Genomic DNA, 25,860 nt, shown 5'->3' with positions numbered 1-25,860 from the left:
CTCGGTAAGGCTGGTTTAGTAGCAGACCTGGCTATCGCTATCGAACTGCAGTTCATGTTCGGCGCAGGCGCCTTCCATAAACTCCTCTTCGGCCTGCTCCAGCTGGCTGTCTAGGTCAGCCTGGAAGGTGTCGAGTGTCTGATTGTCGCTCGCTTCTTGCTGCTGGTCCAGAATCTGGAAGTGTTGTTCTACCGCGGCACGTTCGCTGTCGCTAATTTCATTAGCATTGGCGCCTGAGATAAAGGCGAAACCTAGGATTAGCGTGGCCAATAGGGCGAATCTGCCAGAGAATCTTGTGCGGGTTAGCTTGTTCATAGTCATGGCTCCTGTCAGTGCTTAAGTTCAATCTGTTGTCGGTATCTGGGCCTGTCTCTGGGGCTGTGCTTGCTGCCGCCTGAGTGATGCTGCCGTTTCATTGATACCTATGTTAATGGTTATTGCTTGAACCTTAGCTGAACAAAAAACAGACAGTGACTATGACTATGACTATGACTATGGCTCTGACTATGGCTATTGATGGTTTTGCATGGTCTCGCACTGAAACCCCTGGCGGCTATTGTCGAAGCGACACCTGAGGCCACACTCCCACAAGACGTCGCCAAGTTCCTTGGCCTGCTCGGTGGCGAAGGCCTTACAACTTTCGTAATCCTCAAAGTCATCGGTTTTCTTGTAGCGACCCGAGTTGTAGCCATGGGCGTAGACGAAGGCTGACCAGGTTTCCGGAGCCTGTTGGGTTTCTTCCTCTAAGGCGATCCAATAGAGGGCGCCGGCCAGCAGTGAAAAGAGGATGATGACGAATAGCAGAGAAGATCGATTTTGCATGATTTACCTTAGGGCCTGTTTATTCTGAGAGTTTATCCCAGGCTCGAAGCAAATTGATACAAAGGCGACTAAAAACTGTGGGCTTGGGAGAAAAGGGTTAGTCACGCTTGTCCAATAGATAGAAAGATAAGGAAAAGGCTCGCCTTGCTTTTGCATTAAGCCTATATTCAGGTTAGCTTTTGTACACTCAGTGTTGTTACAAGACTCTCAACTGGTGTCCCATGCTTGGGCGATTAAGGAGGCAAAATATGAAGTTTCAATCTCTACTCTTGGTGGGGGCATTGGTGTCACTCAACCTTGCCGCCGAAGAAGCCAAAGAGAACCCTGTTACCGAGACAGGTATGGTTAAGATCACCTGGCAGGATGTGGACAGCTACCGTGATGTGAAGGCGGTGGGTGACATTCAGTCTCGCTATGAGCTGCGAGTGTTCGAGACCCTGACCAAGAATCTCAACAAGTCCGCCGAGAAGATGCTCAAGCCTAACCAGAAGCTGGAGCTGGTGGTCACCGATGTGGACCTGGCGGGAGACGTGCGCCCAACCTTCGGTGCGACACCCAACGATATTCGCGTGGTCAAAGATATCTATCCGCCGCGAATGACCTTTAGTTACCAGGTACTCGACGGTGAGCAGGTGGTGATTGCCGGCGATGAGAAGCTCAGAGACATGAGCTTCATGCACACCACAGGCGTGATGAACGACAAGCCTCTCAGGCATGAGTCCAAGATGCTCAACGATTGGTTGAAGAAGACGGTGCAGCCTAAACTCTAAGGCTGTAGAGCCTCTCAGGCGAGTTTAAGCGGTCGATACAGAGTAATTGCCGCGTCGTTGGGCGCGGGGGTGAACAGGCTAAAGCCACTCATTGCGGCTTTAGCCTGTTTTTTTGCCGCTGCACTATAGGTCGATAGCCCCTGCTCGTCGCAAAAGCGGGTCACCTCTGGGGGCAGCAGGCCGACACACAGGCTGATCAAGGGATGAGTCACCCTCTGCCCCTGTCTGTCTTCGGCCGTCACACCTTGTGCCTGCCAGTCATCAGGGCTATAGAAAGCCTCTCTGTCTTGGTTGAAGTCGCGCAGCAGCTGCCTGCATGCGTCGATGATGGCCGGGCTTGTGCCTATCACCACAAAATCATCACCGCCCACATGGCCGACAAAGTGCTCGCCGCCCAGCTGTTGCTGCAGGCGCTTCGCCACGGCTTGAATCACCTCATCGCCGCGGCAGAAACCATAGATATCGTTATAGGGCTTGAAGTGGCACAGGTCGAAGTAGGCCAGATAGAAGGCGCGGCCCTGTTGGCGCAGGCGTTGCAGCTCCTCCTGAATGGGGATGTTGCCCGGTAGGCCGCTCAGGGGGTTGGCGTGACGGGCCATCTTGATGCGCTGCTCAGTGATCTGTTGTAGCAGATCTTTGGTGTGGCCAATTCCCAGCAGTCGCTGGTCGCGCATTACCATGAAATGTTGTGCAACCGTGCCGTGTTCTGCGGTCAGGCATTGACTCACCTCGGAGATCGGCATGCAGGCTGGCACTTTGAGTACCTTGTCATTCATCACCTCAATCACAGGACTATTCTCGTGCAGGGCACGGCCATAGGGCGTGCTGAACAGCTCCATCAGCTGCGCCCTGTCCACTATCCCTAGAGGCTGCCGGTCAGTATCGACGATGGCGACCACCTGCAGGTGCGGCGAGCGCACGAAGCGGGCGCTCAGGGCCTTCAACTTGGTCTCGGGTGTCACACATATGGTGCGGGTCGACAGGCTTTCGGCCGATTCGGCGTAGCGGGTCTGTCGCTGCTTGGCCTCCTGAGGCGCCATCGCCGTCAGGGTCTGTGTCGGTTGAGTCTGGGGGCGGCCCAGCAGGTAGCCCTGACAATAGACGATGCCGAGCTGGGTCAGCAGTGCCAATTCGGCCTGGGTCTCTATCCCTTCGGCGATCACCTTGCAACTCAGGCTCTGGCAGAGATCTATGATGGAGCGGACAAACTCCTGTTTCACCGGTGATTGATCTATCTGGTAGATGAAGTGGCGGTCTATCTTGACATAGTCCGGTGCCAGCTCAGACCAGAGCCTCAGCCCAGAATAGCCGGTGCCGAGGTCGTCGATGGCGGTCAGAAACCCCTGGCTGCGGTAGTGGTTGAGGCACTCCTTCAGGAGATCGATATCGTCGGCGGGGTATTGTTCCGACAGCTCTATCACTATCTGATCCGGCGAGAGTCCAAGCTCTTGTACCAAGCCTAGGGTGAGCCCCTTGGCGTGGCTGGGTTCAAGCAGGGCCTTGGGGGAGATGTTGATAAACAGCTTGCCCGGCAACTCGCGGGTGTCGAACTGCCTGATGGAGTGACGACGGCAGATCTCTTCAAGTTCCGACAGGCGTCCCTCGTGAGCCGCGGTCTGAAACAGGGGCACGGGGGAGAAGAGGGCACTATGCTCTGGACCCCGGCTCAGGGCTTCGAAGCCGTGCAGCCTCTGGCTATTGATGTTGAAGATGGGCTGAAACAGCACATGGATCTTCTCACGCTCGATGATCTTATCCAGTTCACTGCTCAGGTCGATTGCTGTCATCCAGGTTCGCCTCGTACGAAAAGTAGGGCGATTCTATGGCCAGGCCATGACAGCAATATGACACTAAAGTATGAGCCTACTAGCTCATTCGGTTACTTTAGTTACTTAGGTGCTTCGTTACTTGGCTTGGCTCTTAAATGCCTGAAGGGTCTGCAGCAGTACCCCTAGCTTACGCACGAAACTCTCCAGCGCCGGGGCAAGATCTTCGCCTTGGCTTGGCAGCTTGGTCATCTCGTCGGCCAGCTCCTGTACATAGGGGCCGAAGCGGTTGCTGCGGGAGGTAAAGCCTTCATCCTGGGTGAAGATGGTGGTGAACTTACCGTGGCCGGCCTTCTTTAACTCATCCAGTTTGGCATCGGCGTCGATGGCCTGACGATAGGCCAACTGCAGGTTCTCTTTCAGTTGCTCTATTAGGTGACTATGTGGCATAACTGCCTCGTGTAGAAAAATTTAGCCGAATTATAAGGGGCAAGCCTGATGGCAACAAGTCGACCGCGTTTATTAAACATAGGGATTTTACTACTGACAGGGATCATGTCACTCGGCGCGATGGCAGCCGGTGATGATAAACCGCCCTTCTATAAGATCACTTACCAAGGCAAACAGACCTATCTCTTAGGATCGGTCCATATCGGCCAGGCCGACTTCTACCCCATGGCGGAGCAGATCGAATCGGCCTTTGCCAAGGCGGGCGCCCTGGCGGTAGAGGCCGATACCAACAAGGCGGATATCATGGGGCTGATCCGCAAGTATGGCTTGAACCAGGTGGCTGCCGACGCCAAGACCAAGGCGCGCCTGGAAGAATACTGCCGTACCCGTAGTGAGATCTGCACCCCCATGCAGCCCTACGCCCCCTGGATGCAGGCGATGCAGTTTAGTGTGATGCGTTTCGCCTCCCTGGGTTATCAGGCCAAGTGGGGCGTAGATCAGATGTTGCTGAGCAAGAACGGTTCGCGCCCGGTGATCGAGCTCGAGAGTACCGAGTATCAGTTTAAGCTGATGGCCTCTTTCAGCCCGCAGATTCAGTGGGAAATGGTGCTGGAGGCGATCGATGCGCCGGACGAGGAGATGGTGCAGCTGATTAAGGCCTGGCGCAGCGGCGACGAGGCGGGGCTCGATGCCTTGATGCAGGGGCAGATGCTACACGATGGCGATAAGGAGCTTATCGACAAGATGCTGTGGCAGCGCAACGAGCAGATGACGGCCAAGATCGGCTCCTTGATGATGCAGCAAGATGGCCCATCGCCGCTATTTGTGGTGGTTGGCGCCGGTCACGTGGTGGGGGATAAGGGGATTCCCGCCAAGTTTGCTGAATTAGAAGGGACCAAGGTACAAAACTGCTGGCAGACGACCTGTAACTAAAGCCTCTCTGCAGGGCATCTGTGTCTCTCGTTTGGCTATACTGTTAGGCAGGATACACGTTAGCCGAGATATCGATGGGCGCAGGGCCCATCGATGCAGGGAGGCAAGATGCAGGCAGAGGCGACCCTTTTCCCCGTTCGATCCGAATTTGAGGCTATCCCCCGTCAGTGGGATAGCCGCCACGAAGCCGTGGTGGCCCGCGTCGATCCTGGCAACTTCTATGTCACCGGTCACGATGAGTTGATCTTCACCCGCCTGGGGTCCTGTGTCGCCGCCTGCATCTGGGATCCCTTACTGGGCATAGGCGGCCTCAACCATTTCCTGCTGCCCGAGCGGCAACTCCATGAAGATTGGCATCAGCTGACCAGCTATACCTGTCGTTACGGCAACTGGGCCATGGAGCAGCTGATCAACAACATATTGAACCTGGGCGGCATGCGTAATCGCCTCAAGGCCAAGGTATTCGGCGGTGCACAGATGACGGCCGCCAGTGTGTTGAACGTCGGCGAGTCCAACATCAACTTCGTGAAGAATTACCTCAAGACAGAGGGCATAGAGATTGTGAGCGAAGATCTCGGTGGCCCCTGGCCCCGCAAGGTGCTGTTTCACCCAAACAGTGGCAAGGTTAAGCTGATGCGACTGTCACCTGAGCGAATCAGTAAGATGATGAGCGAAGAGCAGCGCTATCTGAAACAGATAGTCACCGCTCAGGGGGAGAGTCAGGTGGAGCTGTTCGATTAGTAAGCTAGCTATCTTTGCCTGCGGGTGATGAAGTGGACGTAGCGCCCCAGGCCTATGTAGGCGGGGTGGGTCGAGTATTGCAGCTCCATCTCCAGCAGTTGGCTGAAATCGGCATTAGGGGGCTGGTGGGTCTTGAGATAGTCGTGGATCACCCGTACGCCAGACTCTGTGACCAGCTCCATCTGCCAATCGGCTACCCAGGCCCTTACATCGTCGATATACAGGGGATAGCTGGGGGTGAGGCCGACCTTCTTCTTCACCTTAAAATCTGCCGCCACATAGTCGAAGTTACCCGAGATCAGGCTGTGAAAGCGCATCGCCTCCTTGTTGTAGAACATGAGGGAAAATAGTCCCTGGGGTTTTAACAGCTGGGTCAGACCGGCCAGGGTCTGCCTGGCATCGCTCAGCCACTCGGCTACCGCATGGCAGAGGATGAGGTCGAACTGGCCAAGTTCTTCCCGGGTCAGGGATTGTATCGGTGCGTGCAGCAGTGTGATATCCAGCTTGTCGCCGCTATCGTTTTCATACTCTGTTATCTGCGCCTGTCCCAGGGCCAACATCTCGCTGGAGATATCACACAGGGTGACGCTATGGCCAAGCTTCGCCAGCTTCTGGCTGAAGAAGCCGAAGCCGCCGCCCGCATCCAAGATACGTAGCGGCCCAGTTGGCAGTTGAGTCAAGGCCTGGGATAGATCTCGCCACAGCACGGCGGCGCGGACCTCGCCCTTAGGGGTGCCGTAGATGTTCTTGGCAAATTTACCGGCTAATGCATCGAAGTTTTTGTCTTGCACTGAGTGACGCCCATGGGAAAAGCTGACTGAAATTAGGAGGGCTATTTTGCCATAGGCGGGGGCGACGCGCATTAAACAGACTTAAGGTTTAGGTAAAAAGCGTGATTTTGGGGTATACTCGCGGGCTTGCAATTTTTAGGCTGAGTAAAGTGTGAAGGGTTTGGATAGCGTGAATAAAGAAATTTGTGTTGAACTTAAGGCGATGCCGTCGTTGTTATCACTTTATCGCAAGATCTTTTTTGGCCGAAAGCCAGGCTGGGATGAGCAGCCTCTCCCCCATGTTAAGGTGACCTGTCCACAGGTGGCCGTGCGCGCCGACAAGGTCGCCCAATATGCCAAGGTATGTGGCTTCGAGTTCGATGGTCAGCAGCTGCCGTTGACCTATCTCTATGTCATGGTGTTTCGCCTGCATGCCAGCATCTTTACCTTAGATGCGATCACCTTCCCCTTGCTGGGCATGATCCATCTGAAGAACAGCATTACCCGCTATCGCACCACAAGCGTCGATGAGCGCTATGACCTCGAGTGCGAGCTGACCAGCAGCGAGATGACAGACTCAGGGCTGGAGTTTGAGCTGGTGTCTCGGGCCTTCGTCGGTGGCGAGCTGGTATGGGAGTCGCTATCGACCTATCTCTACCGTATCGATCGCGGCGGCAAGCGAGCGCGTCCGCCCAAGGCAAGCCCAATGAGCTGGTCGAATCCGGTTAGCTGGGAGTTGAGCGAAGATCTCGGCCGCCGCTATGCCAAGGCATCGGGCGATTACAACCTGATCCACCTGCATCCCGTGCTGTCTAAGCGTTTCGGTTTCGATCGCGTGCTGGCTCACGGCATGTGGTCTAAGGCGAGAAGCGTGGCCCAGCTGATGCCAGAGATCGGCGATAAGCCCTGTACAGTAGAGGTGGCCTTCAAGCTGCCACTTCTCATGCCGGCCCAGGTGAGCTTCGATTTCGACACCGAGAGCGCCGAGGGGCTGATGTTCGAGCTGCGCGACGTCAAGGGACGCAGGCCGCACCTGACCGGTCAGGTGAAGTTTCACGACTAATTCCTTAAAAGCTAACTTCTCAGACTAAGTCTAAGTTTGAGATGGATAGAGAAAAGCCAGCAGATTGCTGGCTTTTTGGTTTCTGGTGCAGAAAGGTAATTACTTTTTAGTGTCCTAAGGCACGCTGTGACCGGTGGAGGCCTGCCAGATGCTAAACCATTCCTGCCCGTCGAGCGTTATCTCGCCGGAAGCCACGGCGGCGCTGATCCGCTCAGAATTACCGCTACCTATGATAGGCCTTGGCTGGCTGGGGAGGGCCATCACCCAGGCATAGATGATCTGACTGATATCGTCTGTGCCATGGTCGGCGGCTATCTTGCTCAATGTCTTACGTAGCCTAACGGCCTGCTCGCTCTGGCTGTGGAAGATCTCGCCGCCCCCGAGACAGGACCAGGCCATGGGCGGACAGCGATACTGCTGCGCCTGATCCAGGCTGCCATCGTTCAGGGTATGCATGGCCATGGGAGAGATCTCCAGCTGGTTGGTCACCAAGGGGCAATCCAGGCGGGATTGCAACAGGTCGAACTGGGCTGGGGTGAAGTTAGAGACGCCAAAGTGGCGTACCTTTCCCGTCTGGTAGAGTTGCTCGAAGGCCTGGGCGACCTCGTCGGCATTCATCAGGGGATCCGGTCTGTGGATCAGCAGTAGATCTATCTCATTCACCTGCAGCGCCTTAAGGGAGTTGTCGACACTGGCGAGAATGTGCTGATAGCCTGTGTCATAGTGGTTGACGTAGCGATCAGCTGTGGAGGCAAAGGCGGGCTTGATGCCGCACTTGGTGACTATCTGCATCTGTTGTCGAAGAGAGGGCTTGAGGGCCAGGGCGCGGCCAAACAGCGCCTCGCAGCTGTACTCGCCATAGATGTCGGCATGATCCATACAGGTTACACCCAGGCTGAGATAGTGTTCGATCAGCGCCAGGGTCTGCTGTGGCGTCTGTTGCCAACTATCGAGACGCCAGAAGCCGGCGATAAAGGGAGAAAATGTAAAGCTTTGCTGACTCATGGGCCGCTCCGTTTGGATTAATTTTTTCCATTAATAATCATTTTATTGATTTAGATTCATAAATCCTTAATTAAAGCTATTGTCGACAATGAATAGGTTTGTTGTGACCATTTTTTGCTCTATATTCGCACCAGCTCGCTTTTTTTCATGCTTATTTATTGTAGGAGCGCTATATGCTGACTGACATCGAAATCTCACGCCAAGCCAGCTTACAACCCATAGAAGAGATCGCCGCTGCCTTCGGGATCTTGCCCCACGAATTAAGCCCCTATGGCAGGACCAAGGCCAAGGTCGATCTGGCTATCGCTGACCGAATTAAAGATAACAAACATGGTAAGTTAGTGATAGTTACTGCGGTAACACCGACCCCCTTCGGTGAAGGCAAGACGGTCACCAGTATCGGCCTGACACAGGGCTTGCAGGCGATCGGCAAGAAGAGCTGCGCCTGTATCCGCCAGCCCAGCATGGGCCCGGTGTTTGGCATCAAGGGCGGCGCCGCCGGTGGTGGCCTGGCCCAGGTGGTGCCCATGGAAGATCTCAACCTGCACCTGACCGGTGACATACATGCGGTGACCAGTGCCCATAATCTGGCTGCTGCGGCCATTGATGCCCGCCTCTATCATGAGCAGCGTTTAGGGAGTGATGCCTTTCGCGAGCAATCTGGGTTAGCGCCCTTAGATATAGACCCCGACAAGATCCTCTGGCGCCGGGTGGTGGATCAGAATGAGCGCAGCCTGCGCACCATCACGGTCGGCCTGGGTGAGGTCAACGGCCCTGTGCATCAGGGGGGCTTCGATATCAGTGCCGCCTCCGAGTTGATGGCGATCCTGGCGCTGAGCCGGGATCTCAAGGATCTGCGTGCCCGCATCGGCCGTATCGTGCTGGCACAGAACAAGCAGGGCGACTATATCAGCGCCGAAGATCTCGGTGTGGCCGGCGCCATGACCGCCATCATGAGTCAGGCCATCTCGCCGACCCTGATGCAGACCCTAAGCGGTGCCCCTTGTCTGATCCACGCAGGACCCTTTGCCAACATCGCCCACGGTAATTCCTCGATCATCGCCGACGATATCGCCCTGAGGCTGGCGGATATTGTGGTGACAGAGGGGGGGTTTGGCTCCGACATGGGCTTCGAGAAATTCTGTAATATCAAGACGCGCCAGTCGGGCAATGCGCCAGATGCGGCGGTCTTGGTGGTGACGGTCAAGGCGCTCAAGTCCCACAATCCCCAAGCGGGGAGTGAGATGGATAAGCTCGCCGCCGGCTATGCTAACTTAAGCTGGCACATAAGCAACGTGGCCAAGTATGGCCTGCCGCTGGTGGTGGCCATCAACCGCTTCGCCGAGGATACCCAGGAGGAGCTGGACTGGCTTAAGGCCCGCGTATTGCAAGAGGGGGTGTTTGCCTGTGAAGTCTGCGAAGCCTTTAGCGAGGGCGCCGAAGGCGCGGTGGCATTGGCCGAGGCCGTGGTGCGCGCTACCGAGCAGGCCAGTCAGTTCCGTTATCTCTATGAGACCAAGCAGTCCATAGAGGCTAAGCTGCTGACCATCGCCGAGGCTGGCTACGGCGCCAGCGGTATCAGCTTATCCGATAAGGCTAAGGCGCAGCTGGTTCAGCTGCAACGCCAGGGATTCGAAAAGCTGGCGCTCTGCATCGCCAAGACCCCCATGTCGGTCAGCCATGATCCTAAGCTCAAGGGGGCGCCGCAAGGGTTTGAGCTGCCTATCGCCGAGCTGAAACTCAATGCCGGTGCCGGCTTTATCACGGCGCTGGTGGGTAAGGTGATGACCATGCCTGGGCTGGGGATACGACCCGGCTACCTCAACATAGATATCGATGAGCAGGGTGAGATCACCGGACTGGCCTAAGGCTGGTGGGTTATCGGCTCTTGTTCTAGCTAGATAAAAAAACGCCTGCAATTGCAGGCGTTTTTATGTAAGCGACTATTTTTCTGTCTGATAAATATGCACGTCGCGCTGCGGGAAAGGAATCGAGATACTTTCCTGGTCGAAGCGCATCTTCACCGCGCGGGTGATGTCCCAGTACACATCCCAGTAATCTTCCGGCTTCACCCAAGGACGCACCACGAAGTCCACCGAAGACTCGCCCAGCAGGTGTAGCTTCACCGTCGGCTCAGGTTGCTTGAGTACCTTAGGATGTTCATCGACTATGCCGCGCAGTACCTGTTCGGCCTGTTCTATGTTGTCTCCGTAGCCTATGCCGAAGGTCATGTCGACGCGGCGCTGATGTTCCACCGTGATGTTGTTGATGGTATCGCCCCAGATCTTGTTGTTGGGGATGATCAGTCGCTGGTTGTCCAGGGTCTTGATGGTGGTGGAGACCAGGCTCATCTGGCTCACCTTACCCGTCACGCCCGCGGCGTTGATCAGGTCGCCCACATCGTAGGGACGATAGATGAGGATCATCATGCCCGAGGCGAAGTTAGACAGTGTGTCTTGCAGGGCGAAACCTATGATGACACCCGCGACCCCGAAGCCCGCCAGTAGCGGCCCAAGCTCGAAGCCCAGCTGCGACAGGGCGATCATCAGACCCAGTGCAAATACCGTCTTGCCGGAGAGGGAGACGAAGAAGTCTTGCAGCAGCTTGCTGAATTTGAGCTTTGAGTTGCTCACCATCTTCTTGACGATACGCTGCACCGCCTTGCCGGCCAGGTGGGCCAGGAAGAGAATAAGCAAAAAGATGAACAGCTTGAACAGCAACCCTGGGCCGTTGTCCAGCGCCTGACTCTTGGCCTTGTTCCACCATTGATCCAGCAGGTTGCTTGCCACATCGACGTTGAGCACGTCCTGGGTGATATCCCCCGAGATGCTGAACAGGGTCTGCTTGAGCGCCGTGGTGTCCTGGCTCAGGGCATCGAGAAGCTCGATCGCCACCGACAGGCTGGCGCTGGTCAGGTTGAGTCGCTCGTTAAGGTTGGTGACCAGGGCGGTCTGTTCAGCAGTGACATCCTTACCCGCCTTGGCCGCCTCGTCTACTGCCAGCTTGAGCTTGTCCTGGGTGAAATGCACTAGGCTGTTGAGCATGTCGGAGCGCTTGAGCAGATGGGTTGTCAGCTGGGTCTTGATCGCCTGGGTGTCTTTGCCTAGGGAGTCTAACCAGGTAAGGGTTTCATATTTGGCATTGAGGATCTCGTCGCGCTGGCGATCCCGCATGGCCAGCTTATACATGATGCCGGTGTCATTGTCGCTGCCAAGCTGTTGCTTGAACTCTTCTATATCGGCGGCGTAGTAGTCGGCCACCTTGTCGATGAAGGCCAGATGCTTCTGTAGCAGCGGCAGCAGCTGTGCCTTATCCAGTGGTTGCTGGCTCATCAGCAGCTTGAACTTGTCATGAATCTGGTTGGCGTGTTCCTTGATGCGATACTCGATGAACTGCTTCATCTCGCCGTTGGCGCTGCCTAGTTTAGCAGTGTCTGAATCTATGGTCTGTTGCAGTTGAGTCAGTTCGGTCAGGGGTTGAGGGGGTTGGAGGGCTTCATCGGCGGCGGCTGGGAGATGGGCAAGCGCCATCACTGTCACCAGCGCCAAGGCTAGGGTGCGTAACATATTATCCGTCCTGTGTTAGCTAATGGCTGGAATCATAATCTGTTCCATCTGCGCTGTAAATTCGCAACGCGCTGCGGCGCAATCTGATAGACTAGCACTCTTTGCCGTTATTTGAGAGTTTGTTGTGCTGTGTTCTCACTGTAGTCACTCCTTTCGCGCCCAGCAGGTGGCCGCCCAGCGAGGCAAGGGGTTAGATGCCCAGATCCAATGTCCTCACTGCGAGGCCTGGTTGGGGCGAAGTACCACCTTGATGCGATTGAAGATATTGGGTTTCTATCTGGGGCTGGTGATGCTGGTCGTGGGCTATTTTTGGCCTGAGTGGCGTAACCTGACCACGCCTGTGGCGATCTTTGCCGTGATGATACTACTGGTTAGCCACATGATGGATCACCTCAAGGTGACCCAGGCACCGCCGCGGCAAGTGCTGGACGACAGCGAGCACAGACAGAAGTATCGTTGAGGGGCGTGGCTGTGTGAGCCCGCAGAGATGATGCCGTGCCTGAGCTAGGCCTAGAGCCTAGCTCATCTGATAGCCGAATCGTTATTCTGGTGTTATTACCCGAGTCGTTATTCTACGACCTGAACCTGCGCCTCTAGCGCCGTTTCGACATAATAGATCCCGCCCAGGATGGCGACAAAGAAGATCGCAGTCCAGAACAGCAGTTTGAAATTTTCGCGAAAAAATTCCTTCATAGAGAGCATTTCCTTTAAACCTTGAATGGGGAGAGTCGGTTGCTCAAAGCAGCCGCTCAATTTAGTTGTCATCTTAGTGTCACTAACTTAAGTCAGACTTAATTTTAGCCAATCTGGCCGTGATGTGGGCCACGCTTTAGGCTGGCACTTAAGTAAAACTTTTTCATAACTTTTGTTACATTCCAGCCCGAGCTACCGCCAATTCTGGCTTGACTTCATCACTCGTATCCCTAAACTTGGTCGAAATTTGAATGCGTCCAGTAGATCCCATGGCAATGTCGGTAAAAGGAAAAGTAAGAGGAGTGGCGATATGGCTAAGTGCTATATTGTTCTGCTTGTCTGTGCTTGCGCCTGCCCATAGCCTGGAACATCTGGACGAGGGCGCCACCACACACTGCACCCTGTGTATTCAAAAACTGCAGCTAAATAGTGTCTTGCCGGTCGGTGAGTTCAGCTTTAGCCTGCCTAGCCTTACGGTGGAAGTGCCGCTGCGCGAACCCACGGCCCTTGCCACCGTCCATGTCGACTACTTCCAGAGCCGCGCCCCGCCCGCACAATCGTAATACCTCAAAGACTCAAGATAATTAATACTCTGCGCCCATAGGTGGCGGAGTTGTTTAGCTGTTTTTTGGAGACATTATGATTAATTTCAATGCCCGCCTGTCGGCGGTTGCCCTTGCCTGTGCCTGTTTACCAAGTCTAAGTTTTGCGGCGGATCCTAGCCTGACTAACCCAGCCATCAGTGCGGTGCTCGATGGTTATTATCAAAACGCCGAGCGCCCCATGGCAGAGCGCGTCGAGGGCTTTGGTCTGGGTCACACCGAGCTGGCCCTGAGTGCCAACATAGATGACATGTTCTATGGCAAGCTGACCTCTGTGATCGAGGTGCACGATGGCGAGACCGAGGTGGGACTCGAAGAGGCCTTCATTCAGACTCTGGCGATGCCTTATGGATTCTCGATGCGCGGCGGTCGTTTCCTGTCGGATGTGGGTTACCTCAACAATCAGCATGTGCACACAGACGCCTTCTCAGATCGCCCCGCGGCCTACCGTGCCTTCCTGGGGAGTCACTACTTCGATGATGGTGTGCGTCTGGATTATGTCGCGCCCACGGATCTCTACTGGTCCATGGGCGTCGAGGCCTTCAAGGGCGATGGCATGCGCGCCGAAGATGAGCACGGTGAGCGCGAATTCAAGAACGTCGGCGTCTACACCGCCTACACTAAGTTGGGGGGCGATATTGGCGTCAGTAGCTCCTGGCAGCTGGGCCTGAGTTATCTGCGTAACGAGAATGGTCGTCTCACCGCCCATGAGGAGCATGAAGAGCAGGTGGTCGCCGAGGCTGGTCATGATCATGACCATAGTCACGCCGCGAGATACACTGGCGAGAACACCTATATGGCGGACTTCGTTTATAAGTGGGCACCACAGGGCAACTATAAGTATCAGCACCTGACCCTGAGCGGCGAGTATTTCCGCGTGAGCGACTATGAACCGCTGGACGACCATGACCATGATCATGAGGCTGTGGACGATCATGATACCGCTAAGCCGGATGCCCACACGGGTTGGTATCTCAGCTCTGTCTATCAGTTCTCGCCAAATTGGTCGGCTGGCCTGCGTTATGGTCAGGTCGATACCCACCTGTTGCATGATGAGCATTTCGATGCCCAGAAGTTAAAAGAAACAGAAGTTAGCCTGGCCTGGCATCACAGCCACTTCTCTACAGTGCGTCTACAATACACCAATCAGCAAGGCACTAACTTTGACGGCATCACTGATGATAATGTCATTACACTTCAATATGTCATGACTCTGGGGGCTCACGGTGCGCATCAATTCTAACTATCTAAAGGCCGGCGTTGCGGCGTTGGCACTGAGCTTTGCCTGTGGTGCACAGGCGAAATTGAATATCTTCGCCTGCGAGCCAGAGTATGCCGCCTTGGCCAAGGAGCTGGCACCGGATGCCAAGATCTACGCCGCGACTACCGCTATGCAGGATCCCCATCAGGTGCAGGCCAGACCGAGTCTGATCGCCAAGATGCGCCAGGCGGATCTGGCGGTCTGTGCCGGTGCCGATCTCGAGGTGGGTTGGTTGCCCATGTTGCAGATGAAGTCGGCCAATGCCCAGGTGCGCTCAACCGACAAGGGGCTGTTCTACGCCGCTGAGCACACCCAGACCCTGGATAAGCTGGCTCAGGTGGATCGCAGCATGGGTGACGTCCATGCCCAGGGCAATCCGCATCTGCACTTCGACCCAGAGCGTCTGCTGGAGGTGGCTAAGGCGCTGTCGGCCAAGATGGTGTCGCTCGACCCGGACAATCGTCCGGCCTACGAGTCTGCTCTGGCCGATTTCAGTCAACGTTGGCAGGCGGCGACAGGCCGTTGGCAGTCACAGGCGGCACCGCTGCAAGGTAAGAAGGTGATCGCCTATCACACCAGCTTCCGCTACCTGTTCAACTGGTTAGGCATGGAGCAGGTGGGGGATCTTGAGCCTAAGCCTGGCCTGCCGCCAAGTACCGGACACCTGGCCAGCCTGCAGGGGCGCGCCGGACAGGGTGATGTGATGGCGATTATTGTTGCCTCCTATCAGGATGAGCGCGGCGCCAACTGGCTCGGTGAGCGTACCGGCCTGCCCGTGGTCAACCTGCCCATGTCGGTCGGCGGTAACGATGACGCCCAGGATCTTTTCGGCCTGTACGACAGCGTTATCCATTTATTACTGGGCGTGAATCGCTAGCCTGGTTTAGATCCGGCGCCCCATGGGGCGCCGTTGTTCGCTTTTTGGTATTCAATCATGTTCGATTTCGATCTCTTATCTATCCTGTTACCCGCCTTCGCCGCGGGTATTCTGGTGCTATCAACCCACGTCTTGCTGGGGAGTCAGGTCCTCAAGCGGGGCATCATCTTCATCGACCTGGCGATTGCCCAAGTGGCGGCGCTGGGGGCCATCATCGCCCACACCAACCATGAGTTGGAGCATCTGCCCTATGCCACAGTCTGGATGCCGGCCCTGTTTGCCTTGCTGGGAGCCGGTTTCATCGCCTGGCTGGCCAAGCGTATGGCGGACGAGTTGGAGGCGATCATAGGTTGCTTCTATGTGCTGTCGGCGGTGGCGGCCATGTTGTTGCTGTCGAACGATCCCCATGGCGCAGAGATGCTTAAGCAGCTGATGTCTGGGCAGATCCTCTGGGTGAACTGGTCACAGTTGGTCCTACCGGCTCTGGTGTCGGGCCTGGTGCTGGCGATCATCGCCCTGCGTCCCGCCATACTCAATGGCGCCGGTTTCTACCTGTTATTCGCCTTAGTGATCACCCTGTCGGTGGAACTGGTGGGCGTCTATCTGGTGTTCAGCTCGCTGATCCTGCCGGCCCTGGCGGTCAACAAGCTGCACGGCAAGGGAAAGTGGCCACTGGCCTATCTGGTGGGTCTGCTGGGCTATGGTATAGGCCTGCTGTTGTCGGCCAGTTTCGACCTGCCAAGTGGCGCCGCGATCGTGGCGACCCTGGCGGTGAGCACGGTAGTGTTTCGTCTGCTGCTGGCCAGACTACTCGGAGGTAGTTCGATTACAAAGGTTGAGGCTAACTAGAAAAGTCGATAATAACCAAGCTATTGAACGATGAGCGGGTAGGGCCAGATAGGCTCTGGCCCGCTTTTTTCTTGGTAACCTTTGATTGAGGCAATATCTTTTTACTGTTAATTCCGTGACTTATCCCCTTAACATTTGTTTCTTATCCTGTAAGGCCGAGAGGGGCTTAAGACGACAGGTGTAAGTCAAAAAGCCTGCTGCTATAATGTCGCCACTGAAATCACAGGAGTAAGTTGTGCTGTTAATCTTCAGATCTCTGATCTTAGCCATCATGTTGTTGTTGGCCTTTGTCTTCGGTGGCCTCTATTGCCTGCTGCGCCCCCGTCATAGAGACAATGTTCATCTGTTTGCTAAGATTTTTTCCTGGGCCGCGCCGGTGCTGGGGGTCAAGGTGGTGGTGCGCAAGCCCAAGGTAGAGCGCTGCGAACCCTGTATCTTCCTGGCTAACCACCAGAACAATTTCGATATGTTCACCCATACGGCCGCCGTGCCTAAGGGGACAGTCAGCCTGGGCAAGAAGAGCTTGGCCTGGATCCCTTTCTTCGGCCAGATCTATTGGCTGTCGGGTAACATACTGATCGACCGCAAAAACCGTAACCGTGCCTTCGAGACCATGGCGCAGACGGCGAAGAAGATTAAGGATAAGTGCCTCTCTATCTGGATCTTCCCAGAGGGCACGCGCTCACGGGGCAAGGGGCTGCTGCCTTTCAAGGCGGGCGCCTTCCATACCGCCATCGAGGCAGGGGTCGCCATGGTGCCTGTGCTGGCCTCTAATCAGGAACATATTAAGCTCAATCGTTGGAATAACGGCGTGGTGATCATAGAGATGATGGATCCCATAGAGACCAAGGGGCTGGCCAAGTCCCAGGTAAAAGAGCTTTCTACCCGGATTCATGCCATGATGGCGGAGAAGTTGGCTCAGCTTAATCAGGAAGCCAGTGCCCTGATGGCCAAGAAAGCAATTAATTAAGAACATTTTTATTCGGAGAGATCCATGTCTACAGAACGTCAGCTGCAGGAACAGAAACAGGAAAACCAGGAGATCGTGGATGCGATTCTTGCCGATGGTTCTGAGCCAGATGCCGAATACACCATAGAACATCACTTCTCGGCCTCTAATTTCGATCGCCTGGAGAAGGCGGCGGTAGAAGCCTTTAAGATGGGCTTCGAGGTGAACGATGCCGAAGAGATGGAGCTGGAAGACGGCTCAGTGATCTTCTGTTTCGACGCCATCGCCTACCATAAGCTCGAGGTGGCCCTGCTGGATAAGGCCTGTGAAGATCTGATCCAGCTGGCGGCTAAGCTGAAGGTGGATTACGACGGCTGGGGCACCTATTTCATCGGCGACGAGATGGAAGGTGATGACGAGGAGTATGAAGAGGAAGACTCTCGCTTCCATTAATCCTGCGCTATCTCGCCCTGAGCAAAAAGCCCATCATGGATGGGCTTTTTTTGTGTCTTGTTCTCAATTGTTTGTGGTTTTTAGCCCGTTATATTCCTGTCTCATTCTGCCTCATCTGAGCTGAAGATGACGCAGCAGTTACGTCCCTGCTGTTTGGCCTGATAGAGGGCGCTGTCGGCCTGCGCTAACCATTGAGCGCTGTTGCTCAGGTGTTCATCTATGCCGCAGATGCCGATACTGACTGTGACCTTGAGGATGGCACTCTCGAACCTCAGCTCAGATGCTTCAATCTTCTCCCGCAGACGGTCGGCAAAATGCAGTGCGGCCTCGGCATTGGTGTTCGACAGCACCACGGAGAACTCCTCACCGCCATAGCGGCCGGCGCAATCTGTGTCCCGCAGGGACTGACGCAGGATATGAGAGACATGTTGGATCACCTTGTCGCCGGCGATATGGCCATAGGTGTCGTTAATCCGTTTGAAATGGTCTATGTCGAACATCACCAGTGTGGTGGGCTCGCCGTAGCGGGCATGACGGTCGAATTCCTTCTGCATGCAGAGCTGCCAGTGGCGGCGGTTGTGCAGTTGGGTCAGGCCATCCGTCTGGCTCAGATGTTCCAGGCGCTCGTTGGCGGCCTTGAGCTGTAGCTTGTTGATCGCCACATCGGTAACGTCATAGATGATCATGCTGATATGGGTGATCTGTCCCGTGAGGGAGGAGAGTGGCAACAGGGTCACATTCTGGTACATGAAGTCGGCGCGGCCCGTGATGGGGCGATAGTTGCCGAACTTAAACACATAGGGGCGCTGTTCCCAGCTGATGAAGGCGCGATTCTTCAGCAGAAACACCGATTCCATCTTCTGCTGCAGCCAGGTGGCCGGCAGGTAGTCGAACTGATCGAATAGATTCTTGCCCTTGATGGAGTTGGGTGAGATGCCGCTATGATTCTCCATGAAACCATTCCAGAGCTGGATGTTGTAGTCGCGATCCAGCACGACCAGGCCGACCTCTATGGTCTGCACCATATCGATTAGCCAGTGGAGTTCGTTCATCGCGCTTTGGTCATATGACATATCTTGGTCCAACTTAATCCAGCAGGTAGCCCAGCTTATAGTTAAGCGTCGGCAAAGAGTCTTCGGTAAATAACAGCAGGAGATCGCATTGAATATCATGGCCTTCGATGCGGTAGTTGATCTCCATCGCCAGGGTGCGGGACCATTTCTCCGAGTTGTCGTGGATCAGGTCGTTTACCGTGCAGTGACGCCCCAGCACCACGGGATGGCTCTGGCTGAACTTCATGTGCAGCTGCTCCGAGATGCCGCTGAGGAAGGCGCCGATAAGCACGTTGCCCGTGTCTATCATCACCTCTATCTCTGTGTTGGCATCCTCAGGATTGGCCAGTCCCATCAGCTTGGCCATGTCTTGAAAGGAGGAGTCGTGAAACAGCAGTAGCGCCTCGCCCGCAACCCCTGCGCCGATGAAACCCTGGCACAGGGCGGAAACCGTGCTGTACTGCTCGGTGGCCTTGAGGGTCATGGTCAGTTCGCTGACTTCCAGCACGTTGACGTTAGGGATAGGCAGCAGCACGAAGACATCCAGCAGCTTGGCCAGCAGATCGGCGGCGCGGCCCATGGCGACGTTGGCCACTTCCTGGCAGGCGTCGCGCAGATCCACCTCTATCATGGGGTTGTCGTTATCTTGCTCACCAAGTGCAATGGTGAGTATGCCGTATTCCTGGAGGATATTGCTGATGGCGTCGGCACTCACGGGCTTCTGGATAAAGTCCAGGGCACCCAAGGATTTAACCTTTTCATGAGCCTTGATCTGAATATCGCCCGAGACCACGATCACCAGGGCGGGCAGATCTTCCTTCTGAATCGTCTCCAGTACCTCATAACCATCCATCACCGGCATGTTGAGATCGAGAAAGACCACTTCACCCTTGCCGGCCCTGATCGCCTCGATACCTTCGGCGCCATTGTTGGCAAAGGTGATCTCGACATCCCACTCCTTGGGCAGGGTTCTGGCCATCTGCTTGCGAGCGAGTGCGGAGTCATCGCATATGAGTACGGGGATCGACATCTAGTTATAACATCCTAATCTGCCTTCATTATTAGAAGATAACACCAAATCACTCGCTTGGTGGCTAAAAGCTTCATCCTGAGGCAGTTTTATCGGTTTTGTCTGTGGTCACGACAGGGCTTAATGGGAGTTACTCTTTGATATATTTACCTAGGGGTTTACCCGAGTCCTTGGCATCCATGGCTAAGTTGGCGTACACGAATGAGAAGCTCTGTCTAAAGGTTATTATCTATCAGCTTGATTAACAACCGTAAACCGCTCAGTGGCAATATTTTGACACCAGTCAAGAAACGGGCTTATGTTATATCTTTTAGGGATATTTGCCAAATGTGTTACATTTCCTCTGGACTGACCAGTAATAGAGTTAACTGCAGCGATTGAGGAGTAAAGGAATGCAACATCCCCACGTCACCCTGACCATAGCCGAAGGTATCGCCTGGGTGGAACTGTCACGACCGGAAAAGTACAACGCCCTCAATTACGCCCTGTTTGAATCTATTGTGAAGGTGCAGAGGCACATCGCCAAACGCCGGGATGTGCGGGCGGTGATCCTCAGCGGTAGCGGTGGCAACTTCTGCTCCGGCCTGGATGTAGGTAGCGTGATGAAGTCGCCCATGCAGGCCTTTAAGCTGCTGTTTAAATGGCTGCCGGGCAGTGCCAACTTGGCACAGCGGGTGTCTATCGGCTGGCGACGCCTGCCTGTGCCTGTGATCTGTGTGCTCGAGGGGATCTGCTATGGCGGCGGCACTCAGATAGCCTTAGGGGCCGATATGCGCATCGCCGCGCCAGACTGCCGCCTCTCCATCATGGAGGCCAAGTGGGGCCTGGTGCCCGACATGGCTGGCCTGGTCGGCTTGCGAGAGTTGGTGGGAAAGGATGTCGCCATGCAGCTTACCATGAGCGCAGAGGTGATCGACGCCGAGCAGGCCAAGGCCTATGGTTTGGTGACCCAGGTGAGTGAGGCGCCGCGCGAGGCCGCCGAGGCGCTGGCCTTGAGGCTGGCAAACACCTCGCCCGATGCCAATGCGGCGATCAAGTTCAGCATCAACAAGAGCTGGCGCGCCAGCGAGCGCAGCCTGCTGGCCCGTGAGTCTCTGAGTCAGGTGCGCCTGTTGCTGGGTAAGAACCGGGTGATTGCCGCCCTGCGTCAGACCAAAGATCCTGAGCGTCGTTACCAGGTGCGTCAGCCCTGGTGGCGCTAGCCTGGGGCCTTATTGGCGAGGCTGGCATCATTAGGGCGTGCAGCTAAGCGAATGAGACATAAACATTTTTCAATGTGACCTGCTTCACACTCCTTCTCGCTGGGCGAGACGGGCATACCTAGGCTCGCTAGTATCCTGCTGCCAAATTTTTGATTAAGGAAAGCATGATAATGCGACAAGGGTTCGAACGATTTCTCTGGAGTAGCCGCCTCTCTGTGATGATTGGGGTGTTTGCCTGTGTGCTGGCGGCCTTTGTGGTGTTTATCATGGGGGTGAAAGATGTGGTCCACATGGTCGCCTTGCTGTGGGACTATGTGCTGACCGGCAGCTACGAGGTGCGCAACGATCTGGTGATGGTGGTGGTCGAGATCTTAGATACCTTCCTGCTGGGCTCAGTACTGCTTATCTTCGCCTTTGGCCTGTATGAGCTATTTATCAGCAACCTGCAGGCGGCGGAAGACAGTGTCGCCGGCGGTAAGATATTGGTGATCAGCAGCATAGACTCGCTCAAGAGCAAGTTGGGTAAGGTGATCCTTATGATGTTGATCATTAAGGTGTTCTCTTACTTTACCGAGATGAAGCCGAGTTCCATGCTCGAGCTGCTCTACATGGGCGTCATAGTGGTGCTGATCGCCCTGGCGCTGATGCTTAGCAAAGACAAGAAGTAAGGGACTAGATAGCCATTTTTTACGGGTAGGCCCGTAGGATGCGCTGGGCGAAGCCCTGAATTAGGGTCAGTACCTCCTGCCAGGCTGTGGGCTGATCCAGGTTTAACGCCAGTCGCTGCTGCTCATAACGCAGTGGCTGCCCCATGGGGGAGAGTGCCTTGCGGGTATCTTGAGTTGCCAGCGAGGCCGGTAGCCCGTTGGGGGATTGAATATCCAATACCGGCAGCTCCAGCTTAGCCAGCTTGCCTGGCAGCTCCCGATTCTCCGCATCCTGTTCCAGGTAGGGATTGATCACCACCAGCAGATCTGGGCTCGGCAACGTCGCGGCCGCTAGCATCTCGATAACCAGGCCGGCGCTCTGGCCTGTGACGATAAGGATGCGTTTCCCCGGATAGTTGCTCCCCAGAGAGTCGAGCTGCCCCAGGGTCTGACTCATGGCTGTCTTCTGCTTCTCCCGCAGCGTCGCCCAATCTTCCTGGCTGTATTTGGGCAGGCTCTGATGACTCTTCTGGCTCAGCTGCTGCTCGCCCGGCTTAGATATCTCGCCTGCGTCGGTAATGTGGTTGGGCTGCGCCGCGCCCTGGGGCGCGCCAATGCTTAGGGTCGCCCAGCCCTTAGGCGTGAGTTCGCGTCTGAGAAAGGCCAGCAGGCCCTCTGGGTCGGCATCCTCACCCAGATCCCCTAATATGACTGCCGCGCCATACTCATGACGCCCCTGCCAGGGGCGTACCAATACAGCTTGCTCACTCTCGTCCAGAGTGATCTTAGCGATCTCCTCTGGTGGCAGGTAGTCATAATCGGGTGTAGCACTTTGCTGGGCAGAGGCCATAAAAGGGAGTAGGGCCAGGCTCATCAGAGAGGGCAGGAAAAGACTAAGCAGTGTGGAGCGTAGATTCATCGGTATCTAAGTCATTGGGCATTTACTTTGGCTATGGCGTCAGTATAAGCCTAAGTGCTTGCCATTGGCGACAAAATGCAAAAAAAGCTGGCACCGAACTGGTGTCGGTGCCATGAGTAGATATGCCGAATTAGGAGGTTAGGCGTGACTGGACTTATGCATGGCTTGGCTTAGGCATGGCTGACCAGGACCAGACGCACGGCGTCCAGTTGCAGCTGACAGGCATCTAAGTAGTTGCCCAGCTCGACCATCTGATTTCTCAGGTGCTCCAGCTCCTCGTCACGAATGTTGGGATTGACCGCCTTGAGGGCCTCCAAACGTTCCAGCTCGGCGGTGAGCTGTTGAGTCATCCTGTTGCTGGCCTCTTCGGTCAGCTGCTTCATCGCCGCCAGTGCAAACTCTTCGCCCTTGGCAAACAGAGGATGCAGCAGGGTCTGCGAAGCATTCACCAGCTTGCTGGCGATATGTCGGTTAACTGCGCTCAGCTGCTTGTCGAAGCTCTCGTAGCTGACATTCTCCGACAGGTTGTTGCCATTCTTGTCCAGCAGCACGCGCACCGGGGTTGGTGGCATGTAGCGGTAGAGCTGGCTCGAACGCGGCGCCGAGGCATCGGCCATATAGATCAGCTCCAGGAAGACGGTGCCCGCCGGCAGCGCCTTGTTCTTAAGCACGGCGACACTGGTAGTGCCGGTTTCCGAAGAGGTGATCAGATCCAGACCCGTCTGCACCAGAGGGTGCTCCTGGGTGATCAGGGCGATATCGTCACGGGACAGGGCTATCTCACGGTCGAAGGTGACGGTAATGCCATCTTCAGGTAGGCCGGGATAGGTCGGGAACATCATGTGCTCGCTCGGGTGCAGCACTATGGCGTTTTCTCCGCTGTCTTCCTGCTCTACGCCTATGATGTCCCACAGGCGGATCACTGAGCCGATCAGCTGGGTGTCCTGGTCGCGTGCCGCCAGGCTCTCCACTAACTTCTGCGCCTTGTCGCCGCCGTGGGAGTTGATCTCCAGCAGCTTATCGCGGCCCTGTTCCATCGCCTTCTTCAGTTCCTTATAGCGGCTCTGGGTGTGGTTGAGCAGCTGGGTGAACTTGTCTTCGTCGCGGTAGACCAGCTGGGTCAGCAGCTCTTCGGAAAACTCGTTAAACAGAATATGGCCGCTAGGGCAGGTCTGCTCGAAGGCGTTGAGTCCCTTGTGGTACCAGTTCATCAGGTTTTCTTGCGCCGTGCCTGCCAGGTAGGGCAGGTGGATCTCGACGTCGTTGGCCTGGCCGATACGATCCAGACGGCCGATGCGCTGTTCCAGCAGATCTGGATTCAGCGGCAAGTCGAACAGCACCAGGTGACTGGCAAACTGGAAGTTACGACCCTCCGAGCCGATCTCACTACAGATGAGCGCCTGGGCGCCGCCGGTTTCCTGGGCAAAGTAGGCGCCGGCCTTGTCGCGTTCAATGATGGACATGCCTTCGTGGAACACTGTGGCCTGAATACCCTCGCGGGTACGCAGGGCCTCTTCCAGGCTCAGGGCGGTCTCCGCCTGGCTGGCGATGATCAGCACCTTCTTGCTGCGATGGTTCTTGAGAAAATCGATCAGCCAGTCGACCCTAGGGTCGAACTTCCACCAACTGGCACTGTCGCTCTCGAAGGCCTGGTACAGCTTCTCCGGGCTCAGGGCCTGCTTTACCTTGGCGGTCAGATCTGTCTGGCCACCCATCATCTCAGACACTCTGGCGGCGGTCTCATACTGAGCCGGCATGGCCTGAGGGTGAGCATGGAAGTGCCGGGCCGGGAAACCTTTCACCGAGGCGCGGCTGTTACGGTAGAGCACTCGGCCGGTGCCGTGTCTGTCCAGCAGTTCCTGCAGCAGCTCGCTACGGGCCTGGTCGCGCAGCTCTCCATCGACACTCTCATCTTCGATCAGACGCAGCGCAGGGGTGATATCTTTCTCGTTGAGCAGCTCGGTCAGGCTGGCAACGGCTTCGTCGGGCAGGCGCTTACCGCTGGCCAGGGCATCGGCGGCGCTGGCCACCTCTTTGTAGCTCTCCTCCTCTTTGAGGAAGGCCTGATAGTCGTAGAAGCGGTCTGGGTCCAGCAGGCGTAGACGGGCGAAGTGGCTCTGGTGCCCCAGCTGATCAGGTGTGGCGGTCAGCAATAGCACGCCGGGCACCACTTCACTCAGGGCCTCGACCACGCGGTAGGCGCGGCTCGGCGCCTCTTCGGTCCACTCCAGATGGTGGGCCTCATCGACCACCATGAGATCCCAGTCGGCATCCAGGGCCTGATCCAGGCGCTTCTTCTTCCGCAGCAGCTCTAATGAGCAGATCACCAGCTGCTCTGTGTAGAAGGGGTTGTCGTGGTCGGCGTAGGCCTCGACGCATCTGTCTTCGTCGAACACCGAGAAGCGCAGGTTGAAGCGGCGCAGCATCTCAACCAGCCACTGATGGCGTAGGGTGTCTGGCACTATGATCAGGATACGTTCTGCGCGGCCGGTCAGCAGCTGCTGGTGAATGATCAGGCCGGCTTCGATGGTCTTACCCAGGCCTACTTCGTCCGCTAACAGGACCCGCGGCGCGAAGCGCTGGCCCACTTCATGGGCGATCCACTGCTGGTGGGGGATCAGGCCAACGCGGGGGCCCTGTAGGCCCAGCAGATCTGAGGTGGCCAGCTTGTGACGCAGCAGCTGGCTCTGATAGCGCACGCCGAACCTGTCGAGACGATCGATCTGACCGGCAAACAGCCTGTCTTGGGGCTTGTTGAAACGAATATTGTGGTTGAGCAGCGTCTCTCTGAGGCTGACTTCTTCGCCGGTCTCGGTATGGATACCGTGGTAGATCACCAGCTGGTTCTTCTCTTCGATTTCGCTGACCTTGAGACTCCATCCTTCGTGACTCTCAATGATATCGCCAGGGTTATAGATCACTCGGGTTAGCGGGGCATCGTCGCGGGCAAACATGCGGTTTTCGTCAGTGGCGGGGAACATCAGGGTGACCATACGGCCTTCGAGTCCAACGACAGTACCTAAACCGAGTTCCGATTCGGTATCACTAATCCAACGTTGACCTAAGGAAAAGGGCATTTACAAATTCTCATCTACAGGGTGAATCACGAAAGGGCGCGTATGTTATCCAATCGAGGCTTTGATGTCGAACATATCTGCCCCGTAATTACCGTCTTAAAAAGCCTAATTCCTCTCATGTTAGATTACAAATTATCCAATCGGATCGGCCGCCGCCCGTCTTGTCATCTTATTGTCATTTTAGGCTACCAGTCTCGAACTGGGTCGGGCTATTTTCTGGGCAAGTTTCCGTTGAAGCCGTGAGATTTTGGTGTCAGTATGGATTTAATCCCTAAGTGCTTTGTTGCGCATCACCATACTGACAGAGAAGGAGGCTAATCACTCGCTCAGTTCGCTTGACGACAAATATAACACCCTACGCAC

26 protein-coding genes are annotated in these 25,860 nt (G+C 55.7%); 14 read left to right on the top strand and 12 right to left on the bottom strand.

Going from position 1 to position 25,860, the window contains the following annotated elements; translation table 11 throughout:
• Positions 1–15 precede the first annotated feature (15 nt).
• Both GNT65_RS11195 and GNT65_RS11190 read right to left on the bottom strand, forming a co-directional pair.
• Entirely contained in the window at positions 16–315 is a 300-nt protein-coding gene (locus GNT65_RS11195) for a hypothetical protein (RefSeq protein ID WP_160796231.1), read from the bottom strand.
• 195 nt (positions 316–510) lie between these two features.
• Positions 511–822 carry a hypothetical protein gene (locus GNT65_RS11190; RefSeq protein ID WP_160796229.1) on the bottom strand — a complete coding sequence of 104 codons (312 nt, stop codon included), beginning with the start codon at positions 820–822 and terminating at the stop codon, positions 511–513.
• Positions 823–1,070: 248 nt separating this feature from the next.
• On the opposite strand from GNT65_RS11190, the gene GNT65_RS11185 reads away from it, so the two are divergent.
• Complete coding sequence (locus tag GNT65_RS11185; protein WP_160796227.1) at positions 1,071–1,592, top strand: DUF3016 domain-containing protein; 522 nt, start codon at positions 1,071–1,073, stop codon at positions 1,590–1,592.
• 14 nt (positions 1,593–1,606) lie between these two features.
• Here GNT65_RS11185 and GNT65_RS11180 read toward each other — a convergent pair whose 3' ends face one another.
• Positions 1,607–3,379 carry a bifunctional diguanylate cyclase/phosphodiesterase gene (locus GNT65_RS11180; RefSeq protein WP_160796225.1) on the bottom strand — a complete coding sequence of 591 codons (1,773 nt, stop codon included), beginning with the start codon at positions 3,377–3,379 and terminating at the stop codon, positions 1,607–1,609.
• Positions 3,380–3,496: 117 nt separating this feature from the next.
• Positions 3,497–3,808, bottom strand: coding sequence for a prephenate dehydrogenase (locus tag GNT65_RS11175; RefSeq protein ID WP_160796223.1), 312 nt, complete (start codon positions 3,806–3,808; stop codon positions 3,497–3,499).
• Positions 3,809–3,856: 48 nt separating this feature from the next.
• On the opposite strand from GNT65_RS11175, the gene GNT65_RS11170 reads away from it, so the two are divergent.
• Complete coding sequence (locus GNT65_RS11170) at positions 3,857–4,741, top strand: TraB/GumN family protein (protein ID WP_160796221.1); 885 nt, start codon at positions 3,857–3,859, stop codon at positions 4,739–4,741.
• A gap of 108 nt (positions 4,742–4,849) precedes the next feature.
• Positions 4,850–5,482, top strand: a complete 633-nt coding sequence (locus tag GNT65_RS11165; RefSeq protein WP_160796219.1) for a chemoreceptor glutamine deamidase CheD — start codon at positions 4,850–4,852, stop codon at positions 5,480–5,482.
• A gap of 8 nt (positions 5,483–5,490) precedes the next feature.
• On the opposite strand, the gene GNT65_RS11160 is transcribed toward GNT65_RS11165, so the two are convergent.
• Positions 5,491–6,273, bottom strand: a complete 783-nt coding sequence (locus GNT65_RS11160; RefSeq protein ID WP_160796218.1) for a methyltransferase — start codon at positions 6,271–6,273, stop codon at positions 5,491–5,493.
• Between the two features lie 202 nt (positions 6,274–6,475).
• Between GNT65_RS11160 and GNT65_RS11155 the strand changes: the two genes are divergently transcribed.
• Positions 6,476–7,315, top strand: coding sequence for a MaoC/PaaZ C-terminal domain-containing protein (locus tag GNT65_RS11155; protein ID WP_181006257.1), 840 nt, complete (start codon positions 6,476–6,478; stop codon positions 7,313–7,315).
• A 114-nt stretch (positions 7,316–7,429) separates the two neighbouring features.
• Here the strand turns inward: GNT65_RS11155 and GNT65_RS11150 are convergent, their stop codons facing one another.
• On the bottom strand, positions 7,430–8,320 hold the full coding sequence (locus GNT65_RS11150; protein WP_160796214.1) for an aldo/keto reductase: 891 nt from the start codon (positions 8,318–8,320) through the stop codon (positions 7,430–7,432).
• A 173-nt stretch (positions 8,321–8,493) separates the two neighbouring features.
• Here GNT65_RS11150 and GNT65_RS11145 point away from each other — a divergent pair, with 173 nt between their 5' ends.
• Positions 8,494–10,188: a formate--tetrahydrofolate ligase gene (locus GNT65_RS11145; protein ID WP_160796212.1), complete on the top strand. Its 1,695-nt coding sequence runs from the start codon at positions 8,494–8,496 to the stop codon at positions 10,186–10,188.
• A gap of 75 nt (positions 10,189–10,263) precedes the next feature.
• Here GNT65_RS11145 and GNT65_RS11140 read toward each other — a convergent pair whose 3' ends face one another.
• Positions 10,264–11,886: a mechanosensitive ion channel family protein gene (locus GNT65_RS11140; RefSeq protein ID WP_160796210.1), complete on the bottom strand. Its 1,623-nt coding sequence runs from the start codon at positions 11,884–11,886 to the stop codon at positions 10,264–10,266.
• Positions 11,887–12,010: 124 nt separating this feature from the next.
• On the opposite strand from GNT65_RS11140, the gene GNT65_RS11135 reads away from it, so the two are divergent.
• On the top strand, positions 12,011–12,346 hold the full coding sequence (locus GNT65_RS11135; RefSeq protein WP_160796209.1) for a hypothetical protein: 336 nt from the start codon (positions 12,011–12,013) through the stop codon (positions 12,344–12,346).
• Between the two features lie 107 nt (positions 12,347–12,453).
• On the opposite strand, the gene GNT65_RS20530 is transcribed toward GNT65_RS11135, so the two are convergent.
• Positions 12,454–12,651 carry a hypothetical protein gene (locus GNT65_RS20530; RefSeq protein ID WP_181006261.1) on the bottom strand — a complete coding sequence of 66 codons (198 nt, stop codon included), beginning with the start codon at positions 12,649–12,651 and terminating at the stop codon, positions 12,454–12,456.
• Between the two features lie 179 nt (positions 12,652–12,830).
• On the opposite strand from GNT65_RS20530, the gene GNT65_RS11130 reads away from it, so the two are divergent.
• From GNT65_RS11130 to rraB, 6 genes are all read left to right on the top strand, one after another.
• Complete coding sequence (locus GNT65_RS11130; protein WP_160796207.1) at positions 12,831–13,142, top strand: ABC-type zinc uptake system zinc chaperone; 312 nt, start codon at positions 12,831–12,833, stop codon at positions 13,140–13,142.
• Between the two features lie 76 nt (positions 13,143–13,218).
• A complete protein-coding gene (locus GNT65_RS11125; RefSeq protein WP_160796205.1) occupies positions 13,219–14,424 on the top strand; it encodes a hypothetical protein in 1,206 nt (401 codons plus the stop codon).
• Positions 14,408–15,319 (top strand): metal ABC transporter solute-binding protein, Zn/Mn family, encoded by a 912-nt coding sequence (locus tag GNT65_RS11120; protein ID WP_160796203.1) that lies wholly within the window; start codon positions 14,408–14,410, stop codon positions 15,317–15,319. The genes GNT65_RS11125 and GNT65_RS11120 overlap by 17 nt, the downstream gene beginning before the upstream one ends.
• Before the next feature lie 57 nt (positions 15,320–15,376).
• Complete coding sequence (locus GNT65_RS11115; RefSeq protein WP_160796201.1) at positions 15,377–16,168, top strand: metal ABC transporter permease; 792 nt, start codon at positions 15,377–15,379, stop codon at positions 16,166–16,168.
• Between the two features lie 235 nt (positions 16,169–16,403).
• Positions 16,404–17,138, top strand: a complete 735-nt coding sequence (locus GNT65_RS11110) for a 1-acylglycerol-3-phosphate O-acyltransferase (protein ID WP_160796199.1) — start codon at positions 16,404–16,406, stop codon at positions 17,136–17,138.
• A gap of 24 nt (positions 17,139–17,162) precedes the next feature.
• Complete coding sequence (rraB, locus tag GNT65_RS11105; protein ID WP_160796197.1) at positions 17,163–17,570, top strand: ribonuclease E inhibitor RraB; 408 nt, start codon at positions 17,163–17,165, stop codon at positions 17,568–17,570.
• Positions 17,571–17,671: 101 nt separating this feature from the next.
• On the opposite strand, the gene GNT65_RS11100 is transcribed toward rraB, so the two are convergent.
• Both GNT65_RS11100 and GNT65_RS11095 read right to left on the bottom strand, forming a co-directional pair.
• On the bottom strand, positions 17,672–18,643 hold the full coding sequence (locus GNT65_RS11100) for a GGDEF domain-containing protein (RefSeq protein ID WP_160796195.1): 972 nt from the start codon (positions 18,641–18,643) through the stop codon (positions 17,672–17,674).
• A gap of 13 nt (positions 18,644–18,656) precedes the next feature.
• Positions 18,657–19,652: a response regulator gene (locus tag GNT65_RS11095; protein ID WP_160796193.1), complete on the bottom strand. Its 996-nt coding sequence runs from the start codon at positions 19,650–19,652 to the stop codon at positions 18,657–18,659.
• Positions 19,653–20,044: 392 nt separating this feature from the next.
• Here GNT65_RS11095 and GNT65_RS11090 point away from each other — a divergent pair, with 392 nt between their 5' ends.
• Both GNT65_RS11090 and GNT65_RS11085 read left to right on the top strand, forming a co-directional pair.
• On the top strand, positions 20,045–20,854 hold the full coding sequence (locus GNT65_RS11090; RefSeq protein ID WP_160796191.1) for a crotonase/enoyl-CoA hydratase family protein: 810 nt from the start codon (positions 20,045–20,047) through the stop codon (positions 20,852–20,854).
• A 170-nt stretch (positions 20,855–21,024) separates the two neighbouring features.
• Positions 21,025–21,522 (top strand): YqhA family protein, encoded by a 498-nt coding sequence (locus GNT65_RS11085; protein ID WP_160796189.1) that lies wholly within the window; start codon positions 21,025–21,027, stop codon positions 21,520–21,522.
• Between the two features lie 19 nt (positions 21,523–21,541).
• Here GNT65_RS11085 and GNT65_RS11080 read toward each other — a convergent pair whose 3' ends face one another.
• Entirely contained in the window at positions 21,542–22,420 is an 879-nt protein-coding gene (locus GNT65_RS11080; RefSeq protein ID WP_160796187.1) for a DUF3530 family protein, read from the bottom strand.
• 170 nt (positions 22,421–22,590) lie between these two features.
• Positions 22,591–25,497 (bottom strand): RNA polymerase-associated protein RapA, encoded by a 2,907-nt coding sequence (gene rapA, locus GNT65_RS11075; RefSeq protein ID WP_160796185.1) that lies wholly within the window; start codon positions 25,495–25,497, stop codon positions 22,591–22,593.
• Positions 25,498–25,860 lie beyond the last annotated feature (363 nt).

This window comes from Shewanella insulae, assembly GCF_009831655.1.
Taxonomy (GTDB): domain Bacteria; phylum Pseudomonadota; class Gammaproteobacteria; order Enterobacterales; family Shewanellaceae; genus Shewanella; species Shewanella insulae.
This window is presented reverse-complemented; position numbering and strand designations above follow the sequence as displayed.

Excerpts from the sequence above, each read along its gene's own strand:
- GNT65_RS11190 (WP_160796229.1), bottom strand. The coding sequence starts at position 822 with ATGCAAAATCGATCTTCTCTGCTATTCGTCATCATCCTCTTTTCACTG.
- GNT65_RS11140 (WP_160796210.1), bottom strand. The coding sequence starts at position 11,886 with ATGTTACGCACCCTAGCCTTGGCGCTGGTGACAGTGATGGCGCTTGCC.
- GNT65_RS11180 (WP_160796225.1), bottom strand. The coding sequence starts at position 3,379 with ATGACAGCAATCGACCTGAGCAGTGAACTGGATAAGATCATCGAGCGT.
- GNT65_RS11155 (WP_181006257.1), top strand. The coding sequence starts at position 6,476 with ATGCCGTCGTTGTTATCACTTTATCGCAAGATCTTTTTTGGCCGAAAG.
- rapA (WP_160796185.1), bottom strand. The coding sequence starts at position 25,497 with ATGCCCTTTTCCTTAGGTCAACGTTGGATTAGTGATACCGAATCGGAA.
- GNT65_RS11185 (WP_160796227.1), top strand. The coding sequence starts at position 1,071 with ATGAAGTTTCAATCTCTACTCTTGGTGGGGGCATTGGTGTCACTCAAC.
- GNT65_RS11175 (WP_160796223.1), bottom strand. The coding sequence starts at position 3,808 with ATGCCACATAGTCACCTAATAGAGCAACTGAAAGAGAACCTGCAGTTG.
- GNT65_RS11125 (WP_160796205.1), top strand. The coding sequence starts at position 13,219 with ATGATTAATTTCAATGCCCGCCTGTCGGCGGTTGCCCTTGCCTGTGCC.
- GNT65_RS11170 (WP_160796221.1), top strand. The coding sequence starts at position 3,857 with ATGGCAACAAGTCGACCGCGTTTATTAAACATAGGGATTTTACTACTG.
- GNT65_RS11150 (WP_160796214.1), bottom strand. The coding sequence starts at position 8,320 with ATGAGTCAGCAAAGCTTTACATTTTCTCCCTTTATCGCCGGCTTCTGG.
- GNT65_RS11100 (WP_160796195.1), bottom strand. The coding sequence starts at position 18,643 with ATGTCATATGACCAAAGCGCGATGAACGAACTCCACTGGCTAATCGAT.
- GNT65_RS11090 (WP_160796191.1), top strand. The coding sequence starts at position 20,045 with ATGCAACATCCCCACGTCACCCTGACCATAGCCGAAGGTATCGCCTGG.
- GNT65_RS20530 (WP_181006261.1), bottom strand. The coding sequence starts at position 12,651 with ATGACAACTAAATTGAGCGGCTGCTTTGAGCAACCGACTCTCCCCATT.
- GNT65_RS11195 (WP_160796231.1), bottom strand. The coding sequence starts at position 315 with ATGAACAAGCTAACCCGCACAAGATTCTCTGGCAGATTCGCCCTATTG.
- GNT65_RS11085 (WP_160796189.1), top strand. The coding sequence starts at position 21,025 with ATGCGACAAGGGTTCGAACGATTTCTCTGGAGTAGCCGCCTCTCTGTG.
- GNT65_RS11165 (WP_160796219.1), top strand. The coding sequence starts at position 4,850 with ATGCAGGCAGAGGCGACCCTTTTCCCCGTTCGATCCGAATTTGAGGCT.
- GNT65_RS11080 (WP_160796187.1), bottom strand. The coding sequence starts at position 22,420 with ATGAATCTACGCTCCACACTGCTTAGTCTTTTCCTGCCCTCTCTGATG.
- GNT65_RS11130 (WP_160796207.1), top strand. The coding sequence starts at position 12,831 with ATGCGTCCAGTAGATCCCATGGCAATGTCGGTAAAAGGAAAAGTAAGA.
- GNT65_RS11145 (WP_160796212.1), top strand. The coding sequence starts at position 8,494 with ATGCTGACTGACATCGAAATCTCACGCCAAGCCAGCTTACAACCCATA.
- rraB (WP_160796197.1), top strand. The coding sequence starts at position 17,163 with ATGTCTACAGAACGTCAGCTGCAGGAACAGAAACAGGAAAACCAGGAG.
- GNT65_RS11095 (WP_160796193.1), bottom strand. The coding sequence starts at position 19,652 with ATGTCGATCCCCGTACTCATATGCGATGACTCCGCACTCGCTCGCAAG.
- GNT65_RS11115 (WP_160796201.1), top strand. The coding sequence starts at position 15,377 with ATGTTCGATTTCGATCTCTTATCTATCCTGTTACCCGCCTTCGCCGCG.